The organism is Candidatus Margulisiibacteriota bacterium (genome assembly GCA_041650855.1).
Taxonomy (GTDB): Bacteria; Margulisbacteria; WOR-1; order O2-12-FULL-45-9; family XYB2-FULL-48-7; genus JALOPZ01.
Window position 1 is genome coordinate 470,848 of sequence record JBAZKJ010000002.1, and the last position, 12,394, is coordinate 483,241.

The following is a 12,394-nucleotide window of genomic DNA, read 5'->3' on the forward strand; positions in this document are numbered from 1 at the left end:
AAACAATGTTTAAATATTGGAATTTAAGATTTCTGGTTTGTTTAGTATTTAGTATTTCGATTTTAGGATTTGGAGCCGGTGCGGCCGAGCTCCAGGGGACCATTACCGTCTCCGGCGCCTGGGCGATCTATCCGACGGTCGTCGCCTGGGGCGACGCCTTTCATAAACTGCACCCCGGGGTCAGGATCGACGTTTCCGCCGGCGGGGCCGGGAAAGGAGCGGCCGACGCGATCGGCGGGATGGCGGATATCGGCATGGTTTCCCGCGATCCCGACCCGGCGGAATTGGCTAAAGGGGCGGTTGCCACCTACATCCTCCACGACGCGGTCTTCCCGGTCGTCAGCGATAAGAATCCGGCGCTTGGCGATCTCCTGAGAAAAGGGGTGACGAAAAAAGAGCTGATCGGTCTCTACATGACCGGCAAGCTCTCCAACTGGAGCGAACTGGCCGACAGCGACGTTGACAAGCCGGTCCACGTTTACACCCGCTCCGATTCCTGCGGCGCGGCGGCCAGCTGGGCCAAGTTCCTCGGTAACAAGAAACAGGAAGATCTGCGGGGGGTCGGCGTTTACGGTGACCCCGGCTTGCTGGAAGCGGCCCGGCGCGACCCGATCGGTATCGGCTATAACAACTTCAGTTACGTCTTTGACGCCCGGGGGAAAGTCGTCGCGGGGGCGAAATTGCTGCCGATCGACGCCAACGAGAACGGCAAGGTCGACGCGGATGAACTGTTCAACGACCGGCCGTCGGCCGTCCGGGCGATCGAAGCCGGCCGCTATCCGGCGACCAGGAAGAATTATCTCTTTACTAAAGGCAAACCGCAAGGTTTGGTCGCGGAGTTCATTAAATTCGCCCTGTCGGAACCAGGGACCGCGGTCGTTAACCGGGTCCAGACCAGTTTGCCGGTCGTCAGAAGCGAGCGGCAAAAACTCTTGAAATGGCTTTCCGCCGACTGATAGATAACCTGTCGCGTCGGGGGATGGTAGGGCTCTGCTGGTTCGCGCTGAGCCTGGCTTTCCTGATCGCGCTCGGCTTGCTCTTGCGGGCCTGGCCGGTCATAGCCGGCGCCTCGCCGGCCAAGCTCCTGTTCTCCGCGGCCTGGCATCCGACCAACGGGGAATTCGGCCTGGCGGCCTTTATCATCGGCACCTTTTGGGTGACGGCGATCGCCATCATCTTGGCCGTGCCGCTCAGCATCCTGACCGCGGTCTACCTCGCCGAGTTCGCGCCGAAAAAGGTCGCCGCGCTGATCCGTCCGGTCATCGACCTCCTGGCCGGCATCTCGCCGGTGATCTTCGGCGTCTTTGGTTTGCTGGTCATCGTGCCGCTGGTCCGCGACTGGCTGATGCCTTTCTGCCAACAGTGGCTTCCGTTCTTCCCGTTCCGTTCGGACAACTACACCGGTTTTTCCGCTTTGGCCGGCGGCATCGTCCTGGCGATCATGGTCTTTCCGATCATTATTTCGGTCGTTGAAGAAGTGCTCCGGACGGTGCCGGCCGAGATCAGGGAGGCAGCCCTGTCGCTCGGCGCCACCCGCTGGGAAGCGGTCAAGCTCGCGGTCCTCCGGCGGGCGCGCCCCGGGATCATCGCGGCGGTCATCCTCGGCCTGTCGCGCGCTTTCGGGGAAACGATGGCGGTCTTGATGGTCGCCGGCTGCAGCCTGCAAAGTTTTCCGCAGTCGTTCTTCGACCCGGCTTATCCGCTGCCGGCCCTGATCGCCAATACTTACGGCGAGATGATGTCGGTCCCGCTCTACGACGCGGCCGTCCTCTTTGCCGCCTTGATCCTCCTCCTGGTGACGATCGGTTTCAACATGGTCGGCTGGGGGATCCTGCTCCGGAGCGCGCGGAGTGACGCCTGATGGATAGGCGCAAATTCGAGGAGCGGCTATTCATCACCCTGATGATCGGGTCGACCATGATCGTGGTCGGCAGCTTGCTTTTGATCATTCTCTCGATCCTCTTCAAAGGTTTGCCGGCCTTGAGCCTGGAGATGCTGATCAGCACCCCGTCCGGCGGCTATTACCTGGGCGAGGGGGGCGGGATCCTGAACGCGATCGTCGGCTCGCTGGTCGTCAGCCTGGGGGCGACCGTCCTGGCGGCCCTGATCAGCCTGCCGATCGTCCTGTATCTCAACGTTTTCCGCCGCCGCCAGTCGAAGTTCTCCCTGCTGGTCCGGTTCTTCCTCGACCTGCTCTGGGGGATCCCGTCGATCGTCTACGGCGCGTTCGGTTTTACCCTGATGCTCTTTTTCCGTTTCCCGGCGTCGCTGTTGGCCGGAACGATCACGCTGGCGCTGGTGATCATGCCGATCATGGCCCGCGCCATGGACGAGGTCTTGAAAATGGTCCCGGAGGAGCTGGCGGAGGCCGCTTATTCGCTCGGCGCGAACCGGACCGAAGCGGCGCTCCGGGTCGTCGTCCGGCAGTCGCTCCCCGGTCTGCTGACCGCGGTCCTGATCGCCTTCGGCCGCGGGATCGGCGACGCGGCGGCCGTCCTGTTCACCGCCAGTTTTACCGATTCCCTGCCGTATTCGCTCTTCAAGCCGGTCGCGACCCTGCCGCTGGCGATCTTTTTCCAGCTCGGCACGCCGTTCCCGCAGGTCCAGGCGCGCGGCTACGCGGCGGCGCTGGTTTTGATGCTGATCGTCCTCGGCGTCAGTATCACCGCGCGGCTGGCGGCTGGCCGTTATTCGCGGAATATTATAAAATAGGGAGTGACCATGGCAAGCAAGACCCACATCAGCGTCCGCGGCCTTAACGTCAGTTACGGGGACGCGCCGATCTTAAAGAACGTTTCCGTCGACATTCCGGACAAGAAGCTGACGGTCATCATCGGCCCGTCCGGCTGCGGCAAGACGACGCTCCTCAAGTCGTTCAACCGGCTGATCGACTCGGCCGACGGCGTCCGGGTCAGCGGCCAGGTGCTGGTCGACGGCGACGACATTTTCCACCCCCAGGCCGAGGTGACGCAGATCCGGAAAAAAATGGGGCTGCTCTCCCAGAAACCGTTCCCGCTGCCGATGTCGATCTACGACAATATCGCTTTCGGCCCGCGGATCCACGGCCAGCGGGATAAGCGCGAGCTGGACAAGCTGGTCGAACACTACCTGAAAGAAGCGAGCCTCTGGGACGAGGTCAAAGGCCGGCTGCACGGGCCGGCTTCGCGGCTGTCGGTCGGCCAGCAGCAGCGGCTCTGCCTGGCCCGGGGCTTGGCCGTCCAGCCGGAGATCATCCTGGCCGATGAACCGACCTCGGCGCTCGATCCCAAGTCGAGCCAGCATATCGAACAGCGGTTCCTGGCGCTGAAAAAAGATTACACCATCATTGTCGTGACGCACATCCTGCGCCAGGCGAAAAGACTGGCCGATTACGTTATTTTCATGTACCTGGGCGAACTGATCGAGCACGGGCCGGCCGACGCCTTCTTTAGCGCCCCCCAGCAGGAATTGACCAAGGAATACCTGCGCGGGATCATCAGCTGATGGAACGGGCGCCGGCCTGGCTGGCCGATCACGCGGCCAATGTCCACTCCCAGGCGGGAGAGGACGGCGTTATCGCCAAAGTCCTGGAAACCTTGACGGCGCGGGACCGCTGGTGCGTGGAATTCGGCGCCTGGGACGGCGAGCACCTTAGCAATACCCGCCGGCTGATCGAACAAGAAAGTTATTCAGCCGTCCTGATCGAAGGCGACAAAAAGAGAGCGGCGGCGCTGCAAGAGAGATGCCGCAGCGAACGGCAGGTGACGGTGCTGAACCGTTATGTCGGTTTTGGCCGGGATGATTCGCTCGACGCGATCCTGGCGGGCGGTCCCGTGCCGGTTGATTTCGATCTATTATCGATCGATATCGACGGCAACGATTATCATGTCTGGCAGGCGATCAAGCGCTACCGGCCGAAAGTCGTGGTGATCGAGTTCAATCCGACGATCCCCAACGAAGTTAAGTTCGTCCAACCGGCCGATCGCCGGGTCAACCAAGGCGCGAGCTTATTGTCCCTGGTCGAACTGGGCAAGAAAAAGGGGTACGAGCTGGTCGCCGTCCTGGAATTTAACGCCTTTTTTGTGCGCGCCGAAGACTTTCCGCTTTTTCTGATCGCGGACAACCGACCGGCCACGCTGCGGAGCTCGCCGAAAGGGGCTACCCACATCTTCTTCGGTTACGACGGCACGGTCTTTATCCGCGGCGCGCGGAAACTTCCCTGGCACGGCGTCCTCCTCGACGAGCGGCGTTTCCAGCCGCTCCCCGGATTCCTGCGCAAATATCCGGAAAGATACGGCTGGTTGGAAAAACTGCTGTTTTCCTTTTTGCGCCGGCTCGGGCGCATCCGCGTTGTTTAGGCCGGCCTCCCTTGTTTCAGGGCGTCGATTATTCTATAATAATGACGATGTGGTCTTATCCTTTGGCCTTTCTATTTTCCCTTGTTCTGGCGCTGATTTTAACCCCGCTGGCCAAGTGGCTGGGTAACCGGTTCGGCGTCCTGGACAAGCCGGGGCACCGCAAGATCCACGACCGGCCGATCCCGCTGACGGGCGGGGAGGCGGTCTTTATCGCGCTGGCCGCCGCGCTCCTCTGTTTCGGCGGTCCGAACCGGTTCAACGTCGGGCTGGTTATTGCCGGCCTCGCCTTTATCCTCTTCGGCTTGCTCGATGACGCCGGGCTCAAGATGCGCGCCCGCTACAAGATCTGGAACCACCTTTTATTCTCGGCCTTTTTCGTCTGGTTCACCGGGGTCCATTTTTCCTTTTTTCACAACGACCTGATCAACGTCCTGTTGACGGTCGGCTTCATGACCTTCATGACCAATTCGATGAACATGCTCGACGGCATGGACGGGTTGGATGCCGGGGTTTCCTGTTTGGCCGGACTTTTTTTTGCCGTCCTGGCGGTCAACAGCCGGCAGGCGGACGTCCTGCTCCTGGCTGCCGCGCTGATGGGGGCGACGCTCGGCTTTCTCCGTTATAATTTCAACCCGGCCTCGATCTTCCTGGGGGAGGCCGGTTCGACCTTTCTCGGCTTTATTCTGGCGGTCATGGCGATCCGGCTCAACGTCTTCGGCCTCTGGGACATCGCCGTTTCCCTGAACATCGAGCGGCTCCAGCTGATCTCGTTCATTATTCCGCTGATCGTGCTCGGCATCCCGATCTTCGACACCTACTTCGTTTTTGCCAACCGGTTCCTGCACCGGATCAAGTTCAGCCAGGCGGGGAAAGACCATTCCCACCACCGGATCCACCTGATGGGCTTGTCGCAAAAAGCGACCGTGCTGACCCTGTACTCCATCGAGATCGTCCTCGGTTCGGTCGCCCTGGCGATGATCCAGTCCAATCTCCAGCAATTCTTCGCCCTGCTGGCGATCGTCGCCGTCTTCTTTTTCGGTTTCACGGTTTTTCTTTCCCAGGTCAAAGTCTATTCAACCCCAGAGTCCCTGGATAGCTAATCTTTCATGAACAGGGACAAAACGCTGATCTATGTCCACATTCACAAGACTGCCGGCTCGACGGTCCGCACGGCGATCGAACGGGTGTACGGCCGGGACAAAACCCTCAAGATCTATAATATCAACGGCCTGCCTCTAGAGGAGTTCAGGGCGATGTCTCAAGAAGAGCGGGACCGGTATGATTGCGTGATCGGCCATTTCTCTTACGGCATCCACCGTTATCTCGGCCGGCCGTCCGAATACGCGACGATGCTGCGGGAGCCGGTGGACCGGGCGGTTTCGCTGTACTACTACATCAAGCGGAACCCCAATGTTCCACTCCATCGCAAACTTGTTTCCGAACGGATTTCCCTGGAACGGTATATTGAGGAGGACGAGTGCGGACGGCAAGCCAATCCGCAGGTCCGCTTCGTCACCGGCGAATCCGGGAGCGATCCGGCGCTGGCCCGGATATATCTTGCCGATCGTTATGCCGCGTTCGGCCTGGCGGAACGGTTCGACGAATCAATGGTCATGTTCCAGCGAGCGTTTGGCTGGCAAACGCCGTATTATACCAGCCGGAACGTCACCAAAGGGCGTCCGCGGCTGGCCGACCTGCCGGAGCGCCTGCTTGCCAAAGTTAAGCGGCAACATGCCGCGGACGTCGAGTTGTACCGTGACGCGCGGGAACTGTTCGACCGCCGGGTGCGCGAACAGGAACGGCGCTACTTCCATGATCTTGTCAGGCTTAAAAGGGTCAATTTCTTTTACGCCGCCCGTTTAAAACCGGTCAAATGGCTCAAGGATCGGTTACGCGCGATCCGGGGCAAAATGTTATAATTAATGGTCGTGAACAGCAAGACGATGAATAAGCGTAAACACGAAAAGATCCTGTTATTTGTGCATATCCCGAAGACCGCCGGCACCACGCTCGGTTCGATCCTGCAGGGCCAATACGCCCGCGACCGGCTGTTCCGGGTCTACGAAGTGGGGACGACCGAAGCGGACCTGGCCGCACTGCCGCAGGCGGAAAGGGATAAGCTGGATTGCGTGATCGGTCATTTCCCCTACGGGCTCCACCGCTATTTTACCCGGCCATGCCAGTATGCCACCTTGCTGCGCGATCCGGTCGACCTGATCGTTTCGCTCTATTATTACCTCAAGAATAACGTCGATCATCCACGGCATAACGCTTTTATCGCTAAAAATCTAACCCTCGGCCAGTATGTCGGCCAGCAGGAATTCGATCATGTCGATAATTACCAGGTCCGGTTCCTGGTCGGCAGGAAGGAAGAAGAACCGGTTACCCGTGCCGATCTGGAACTAGCCAAGAGAATGCTGAAAGAGAAATTCGCCGGGTTCGGGCTGACCGAACGTTTTGACGAGTCGATCCTTATGTTCCGGCGCAAGTTCAATTGGAGCATGCCGTATTACGCGAAGCGGAACGTTTCTTGTTCCCGACCCGGCTTGGCCAGCGTTCCCGAGGAAGTTATCGGCCTGATCCGCCGGTACCACGCCCTGGACGTCGAACTATACGCTTACGCGCAACAACTCTTTACCGAGCGGATCGAGCGGCTGGACGACGGTTTTCAGGCTGAACTTAGGAAATTGCACGCCGGGAACCGGTTCGTCAAATGGAAAGAGACCATTGTCAGGATCGCACCAATGATCAAGCCGCTGATCTGGCAGCTGCGCCAGCGGCGTAACCGTCTGGTGCGGCGGCTCCAGCGTTTGCCGCAGAAAGCGCAGCGGTTGAAGCGGCTGGTTTTTAGGCAGTTGTCCCGGCTCCAGCGTTTGCCGCAGAAAGCGCGGCGGTTGAAGCGGCTGGTTTTCAGGCAGCTGTCCCGGCTCCGGCGTTTGCCGCAGAAAGTGTGGCAGTTGAGATGGCTGGTGCTTAAAGCGTCGCTCCGGCTGGTCCCGAACCGCGTTAAGGAGCTGTTCCGATGATCGTGATTTGCGGCGGCATGATCAAATCCGGTTCCGCCTGGTACGTCGAAATGGCCAATAGACTGCTGGTGGCCGCCGGCTATGCGGACGCGCGGCAGATCAGGGAAAGGTTTTCCCTGGGAGAGATCATGGTCGGCAATGAATGTTACGTGCGCAAATTGTCCCCCGGCAGCATCTTGCGCCTTTATCGGGTGAGGCAGGCTGGCCACACGTTTGCGGTCAAGACCCACGCGCCGCTGCCGCTCTACCTGGCGCCGCTGCTCTGGCTCAACACGATCAAGGCAACCTATATTTTTCGCGACCCGCGGGATGTGGTCGTCTCCGCCCTTGACCACGGCCGGAAATTGCGGGCGCAAGGGATAACGACCAATTTCGGCGCTTACTCGACCTGTGCTGACCTGCTTCCTTTGATCGATAACTACCAACGGGTCTGGTCCGAATGGGACCGGATCGGCGGCGTCTTGCGGGTCCGTTACGAGGACCTGCTGGCGGATACCCCGGGAGAGCTCCGGCGGCTCGCCCGCCATTTAAGGCTGACGTTGGCTGAGCGGATAATCGAGCAGATCGTTGACCGCTATCGGCCGGAGAAATTAAGCGACGAGAAGAAAGACGATCTGCATTTCAACCGGGGCGTGATCGGCCGTTATAAACAGGCGTTGACCGCCGGGCAGATCGCCATGTTGAACGAACGTTACGCCGGCTGGTTGCGGAAAATGGGGTATACGCTCGATGCCTAAGAAGGAACTGACGATCATCAAGCCGCAGCACGGCTGGCTCATGGTGGACCCGCGGGAGCTCTGGCGGTTCCGCGAAACTCTCTACTATTTCGTCTGGCGCGACATCAAGGTCCGCTACAAACAGACGGTCCTCGGCTTTGCCTGGGCGATCCTCCAGCCGCTCCTGATGATGCTGATCTTCAGCATCTTCCTCGGCCGGATTGTCCGGATGTCGTCGCACGGGATCCCGTACCCGGTCTTCAGTTATGCCGGGCTGCTCCCCTGGACCTTCTTTTCCAACGGCGTCAACCAGGCGACGTCCAGCCTGGTTTCCAGCGCCAATCTGATCAACAAGGTCTATTTTCCCCGGCTCTTGATCCCGGTCGCGGCGATCATTTCCGGCGTGATCGATTTCTTGCTGGCCTTTACGGTTTTGCTCGGTATGATGGTCGTTTACCGGATACCCCTGACCGGTGACATCGTCTGGCTGCCGTTTTTCCTGTTGCTGGCGGTAGTGACCTCGGTCGGCATCGGTCTCTGGCTGACGGCGCTCAACATCATGTTCCGCGACGTCCGTTACATAGTGCCGTTCCTGCTGCAGCTGGGGATGTTCGCCACGCCGGTGATCTATCCCAGCAGTTTGCTGCCGCGGTCGCTCCGCTGGCTGCTGGGCTTTAACCCGATGGCCGGGGTGGTGGAAGGTTTCCGCTGGTCGCTGCTGGGGATAAAATACGTGCCGGGGCCGCTGATCTGGATCTCGGTCTTGATCTCGCTGGTCATTCTGGTGACCGGCGTGTTCTTTTTCCGGCGGATGGAGAAGTTTTTCGCGGATGTGGCTTAAATGAGCAAAGCGGCGATCACGATCAGCGGCCTCGGCAAAATGTACCGCATTGCCGGGCCGCGCGCCAAATACTACACGCTGCGTGACGCCGTCAGTAATGTGCTGATGGCTCCGTTCAAGAAGGGCGGGCAGCTGCTGCGCGGGCGGGTCGGGGACCTGGACGAGATGATCTGGGCGCTGAAGGACATCTCCTGCGAGGTCAAGCAGGGCGAAGCGCTCGGCGTCATCGGGCACAACGGGGCGGGCAAGAGCACCATGCTCAAGATACTCTCGCGGATCACCGACCCGACCGAGGGCTCCGTCGAGATCCGGGGCCGGGTTTCGGCTTTGCTGGAGGTTGGCGCCGCCTTTCACCAGGAATTGACCGGCCGGGAGAATATTTACCTGAGCGGCGTGATCCGCGGGATGAAAAAGAGCGAGATCGACCGCAAGTTCGGCGAGATCGTCGAGTTCTCCGGCGTGGAGAAGTTCCTCGATACGCCGGTCAAGCGCTATTCCTCCGGCATGATCGTCCGCCTCGGGTTCTCCATTGCCGCGCACATGGAGCCGGACGTCCTGATCATTGACGAGGTGCTGGCGGTCGGTGACGCCGATTTCCGCCGCAAGAGCATGGCGAAGATCCTCAAGGTCGCCCGCGAAGGGCGGACGGTGATCTTTGTCAGCCACAACGTCCAATCGGTCGCCACTCTCTGCCAGCAAGTCCTCTGGCTGGACGGCGGGCGCGCCCACCGGCTCGGCCCGGCGGACGACGTGATCGCCGAATACCTGACCAATTGTTCCGACGACGTCGGCGAGTGGCTGCCGGAAGAGAGCGCCGTCGAAGACGAGGAAACTATCCCGCTGGTCGTGAACGCGGTCCGGCTGCGCGACGCCGCCGGCGAGATCTCCAGCCGGCTGGAACGGAAAAAGCCGTTTACCATCGAGCTCGATTACACGGTCAAAGAATTGCTGGAACGCTGCCTGATCGAACTGACGGTCTCGACGATGCAGGGGGACACGGTCTTTACCGCTTACGACAGCGACGCCGAAGGGATCGTCCGGCCGGTCCGCTTGCCCGGCCAATATCTTTGCCGCTGCCGGGTGCCGGCGAACATCCTGAACACTAAAAGTTTTTCCGTTTCGGTCCGGATCAAAGGGAACGGCGAGCAGCTCCTGACGCTCGACAACGTGATCTCCTTTGACATGAACGACTTTAGCGCCGAAGGCAAAATGGAGGTTAAGAAACGGCAAGGGGTGATCCGCCCCGAAATCGACTGGGAAACTCATTACCGGCCGGAGGGACCCGATGCCGCCTGAAAAAAAGATCGAAGTTTTCCAGCCGCAGATCAGTGAAGAGGATATCCGCGCGGTGGAGAGCGCGCTGCGCCGGGGCGAGATCTCCGGTTCGTTCGGCGACAGTCTTCGGGAGTTTGAAGAACGGTTCGCCGCCTTTTGCGGCTGTTCCCACGGCGTGGCGGTTTCCAGCGGAACGACCGCTCTGCAGCTCGCGGTAGCCGCGGCCGGTATCGGTCCCGGCGACGAAGTGCTGGTCAGCGCTGCTACGAACATCGCGACCGCGCTGGCGGCCGTTCATAACGGGGCGGTCCCGGTCCCGATCGACTCGGAAAACGAGACCGGGAACCTTGACCTGGACCTGGTCGAGCCGTTGATCACCGCAAAGACTAAAGCGATCATTCCCGTTCACCTTTACGGCCACCCGGTCGACATGGACCGGCTAATGGCGATCGCGGGGAAGCACCGGCTGACGGTGATCGAGGATTGCGCGGAAGCGCACGGCGCGACCTGCCGCGGCCGGAAAGTCGGCGGCTTTGGCGCCATGGGTTGTTTCAGTTTTTACGCCAATAAAGTGATCACGACCGGCGAAGGGGGGATGGTCGTGACCAATGACGCCAAACTGGCCGAACGGCTTCGCCTGCTCCGCAATCTCGGTTTTACGACCCCCCGGTTCCGCCACGAGGTCCTCGCTTATAATTTCCGCCTGACCTCTTATCAAGCCGCCCTGGGCTTGTCGCAATTGAAGAGGATCGACCGGATCATCGAGACAAAAAGGACGATCGCCCGGACATATGAGCGTTATCTGCGGGGGATAAAGGGACTGCGCCTGCCGGTAGAAAAAGAGTGGGCGCGGAGCGTTTACTGGATGTACGCGCTGGTCGTTGGACCGGAGTTCGGCTGCAGCCGCGACCAGCTGGCCGCCCGTCTGGCGGCCGACGGCATTGAGACCAGGACCTTTTTCTGCCCGCTGGACCAGCAGCCCTGTTTACGGAATTTACCCGGTCGCCGCCAGGTCGATTGTCCGGTCGCCGGCCGGCTGTGGGAGACCGGTCTTTATCTCCCTTCCGGTTACGACCTGACCGAGGAACAGATCGCGCGGGTTTGCGACGCGATCGGGCGGGCGGGGGCCGCCGGACGATGAAGCTGTCCCTTCTTCATTCACTTCTTCCCAACTGGGGGCGGCATTCCGGTTACAGCCCTTTGCTTTATTACCTCAACAACGACAAATTCCGCCAGACCATCTACACGACGCCGCACGGCAACAATCTTTTCCCGATCGGCTATTGGCGCCTGAAAAGATTCGCCCTGAAACGGGTCAGGCGCAACCACCGGCCGGTCTATTGCCTGAACAACCTGGTGACCGAGTGGCGGCTGCTGGCGGATCAGGTGAGGGAGCGGGCCGACATTATCCATTACCTGGACGCGGAGCGGAACATGCAGTATTCGCCCCGGTTCCTGAAGATCATCCGTGGCCGGGGGAAAAAGCCGAAGTTGATCGCCACTTTTCACCACGCGCCGGAGGTCCAGGGAGACTACATCAACGACGGGGTGATCAAGCTGGTCGATCACGCCATCGTCTTTGGGCCCAGTCTGGCCGATTATTTTCGCCGGTTCCTGCCGGCCGACCGGATCACGGCCATCCCCCTCGGGATCGATACCGATTTCTTTGCGCCGGCCGAGAAAAAACCGGGCGGCAAGACCGTTTGTCTGGCCGTCGGCAATTTTCTGCGCGATCACGATTCATTCCTGCAAGTGGCGGAAAAGTTCCGGGACGACCGGTCGCTGGAGTTCCATCTGCTGACCGGCAAACGGCCGGCGCGCCTGCCGCGCAATGTTCGCCACCATGCCAGGCTCAGCGACGAGCAGCTGCTCGCGCTTTACCGGCGGGCGGATATTTTTATGCTCCCACTGCAAAACGCTTCGGCTAACGGGGCGCTTTTGGAAGCAATGGCGTGCGGCCTGCCGGTGATCACCACCGAGCTCCCTGCGGTCCGGGAGATCGTGGCCGGAACGGGGACGACGCTGGTCAAACGCGGCGACGTCGCCGCTTATGCCGAGGCGCTCGACCATTTGCGGAAAAACGGCAGGCTGCGCCGCTCGCTGGGCCAAAGAGCGCGGCAAAAAGCCCTGACCTATGCCTGGCCGGCGATGGCGCGCCTGCACGAGAAACTTTATCTGCGGGTGGAACAGCAATGAGCA

At 60.4% G+C, this 12,394-nt stretch carries 13 protein-coding genes; all 13 read left to right on the plus strand.

Translation table 11 applies throughout. The annotated features are described in order from the left end of the window. Window positions 1-5: 5 nt before the first annotated feature. The 13 genes from WC529_07165 to WC529_07225 are packed head-to-tail and all read left to right on the plus strand — an operon-like array spanning window position 6 to window position 12,391. Window positions 6-956 carry a substrate-binding domain-containing protein gene (locus WC529_07165; GenBank protein ID MFA5114054.1) on the plus strand — a complete coding sequence of 317 codons (951 nt, stop codon included), beginning with the start codon at window positions 6-8 and terminating at the stop codon, window positions 954-956. After that, on the plus strand, window positions 938-1,861 hold the full coding sequence (gene pstC / locus WC529_07170) for a phosphate ABC transporter permease subunit PstC (protein MFA5114055.1): 924 nt from the start codon (window positions 938-940) through the stop codon (window positions 1,859-1,861). The genes WC529_07165 and pstC overlap by 19 nt, the downstream gene beginning before the upstream one ends. Beyond that, entirely contained in the window at window positions 1,861-2,712 is an 852-nt protein-coding gene (gene pstA, locus WC529_07175) for a phosphate ABC transporter permease PstA (protein MFA5114056.1), read from the plus strand. The genes pstC and pstA overlap by 1 nt, the downstream gene beginning before the upstream one ends. A 9-nt stretch (window positions 2,713-2,721) precedes the next feature. Beyond that, entirely contained in the window at window positions 2,722-3,483 is a 762-nt protein-coding gene (locus tag WC529_07180) for a phosphate ABC transporter ATP-binding protein (GenBank protein ID MFA5114057.1), read from the plus strand. Beyond that, window positions 3,483-4,337, plus strand: coding sequence for an FkbM family methyltransferase (locus WC529_07185; protein ID MFA5114058.1), 855 nt, complete (start codon window positions 3,483-3,485; stop codon window positions 4,335-4,337). Before WC529_07180 ends, WC529_07185 begins: the two co-directional genes overlap by 1 nt. A gap of 41 nt (window positions 4,338-4,378) precedes the next feature. Continuing rightward, on the plus strand, window positions 4,379-5,437 hold the full coding sequence (locus tag WC529_07190) for an MraY family glycosyltransferase (protein MFA5114059.1): 1,059 nt from the start codon (window positions 4,379-4,381) through the stop codon (window positions 5,435-5,437). 6 nt (window positions 5,438-5,443) lie between these two features. Then, on the plus strand, window positions 5,444-6,256 hold the full coding sequence (locus tag WC529_07195) for a sulfotransferase family 2 domain-containing protein (GenBank protein MFA5114060.1): 813 nt from the start codon (window positions 5,444-5,446) through the stop codon (window positions 6,254-6,256). 9 nt (window positions 6,257-6,265) lie between these two features. Beyond that, window positions 6,266-7,363, plus strand: a complete 1,098-nt coding sequence (locus WC529_07200) for a hypothetical protein (protein MFA5114061.1) — start codon at window positions 6,266-6,268, stop codon at window positions 7,361-7,363. Continuing rightward, window positions 7,360-8,100 (plus strand): sulfotransferase domain-containing protein, encoded by a 741-nt coding sequence (locus tag WC529_07205; protein ID MFA5114062.1) that lies wholly within the window; start codon window positions 7,360-7,362, stop codon window positions 8,098-8,100. The genes WC529_07200 and WC529_07205 overlap by 4 nt, the downstream gene beginning before the upstream one ends. Further along, complete coding sequence (locus WC529_07210; GenBank protein ID MFA5114063.1) at window positions 8,093-8,920, plus strand: ABC transporter permease; 828 nt, start codon at window positions 8,093-8,095, stop codon at window positions 8,918-8,920. Before WC529_07205 ends, WC529_07210 begins: the two co-directional genes overlap by 8 nt. Continuing rightward, entirely contained in the window at window positions 8,921-10,216 is a 1,296-nt protein-coding gene (locus WC529_07215; protein ID MFA5114064.1) for an ABC transporter ATP-binding protein, read from the plus strand. Next, the gene (locus WC529_07220; protein ID MFA5114065.1) at window positions 10,206-11,336 is read left to right on the plus strand and encodes a DegT/DnrJ/EryC1/StrS family aminotransferase; all 1,131 of its coding nucleotides are present in this window, start codon (window positions 10,206-10,208) and stop codon (window positions 11,334-11,336) included. Before WC529_07215 ends, WC529_07220 begins: the two co-directional genes overlap by 11 nt. Next, on the plus strand, window positions 11,297-12,391 hold the full coding sequence (locus tag WC529_07225) for a glycosyltransferase family 4 protein (GenBank protein ID MFA5114066.1): 1,095 nt from the start codon (window positions 11,297-11,299) through the stop codon (window positions 12,389-12,391). Before WC529_07220 ends, WC529_07225 begins: the two co-directional genes overlap by 40 nt. The last annotated feature ends 3 nt before the right edge of the window (window positions 12,392-12,394 follow it).

Coding starts and splice junctions, on each gene's coding strand:
- pstC (MFA5114055.1), top strand. CDS start 938: ATGGCTTTCCGCCGACTGATAGATAACCTGTCGCGTCGGGGGATGGTA.
- WC529_07210 (MFA5114063.1), top strand. CDS start 8,093: ATGCCTAAGAAGGAACTGACGATCATCAAGCCGCAGCACGGCTGGCTC.
- WC529_07220 (MFA5114065.1), top strand. CDS start 10,206: ATGCCGCCTGAAAAAAAGATCGAAGTTTTCCAGCCGCAGATCAGTGAA.
- WC529_07205 (MFA5114062.1), top strand. CDS start 7,360: ATGATCGTGATTTGCGGCGGCATGATCAAATCCGGTTCCGCCTGGTAC.
- pstA (MFA5114056.1), top strand. CDS start 1,861: ATGGATAGGCGCAAATTCGAGGAGCGGCTATTCATCACCCTGATGATC.
- WC529_07165 (MFA5114054.1), top strand. CDS start 6: ATGTTTAAATATTGGAATTTAAGATTTCTGGTTTGTTTAGTATTTAGT.
- WC529_07195 (MFA5114060.1), top strand. CDS start 5,444: ATGAACAGGGACAAAACGCTGATCTATGTCCACATTCACAAGACTGCC.
- WC529_07185 (MFA5114058.1), top strand. CDS start 3,483: ATGGAACGGGCGCCGGCCTGGCTGGCCGATCACGCGGCCAATGTCCAC.
- WC529_07190 (MFA5114059.1), top strand. CDS start 4,379: ATGACGATGTGGTCTTATCCTTTGGCCTTTCTATTTTCCCTTGTTCTG.
- WC529_07215 (MFA5114064.1), top strand. CDS start 8,921: ATGAGCAAAGCGGCGATCACGATCAGCGGCCTCGGCAAAATGTACCGC.
- WC529_07180 (MFA5114057.1), top strand. CDS start 2,722: ATGGCAAGCAAGACCCACATCAGCGTCCGCGGCCTTAACGTCAGTTAC.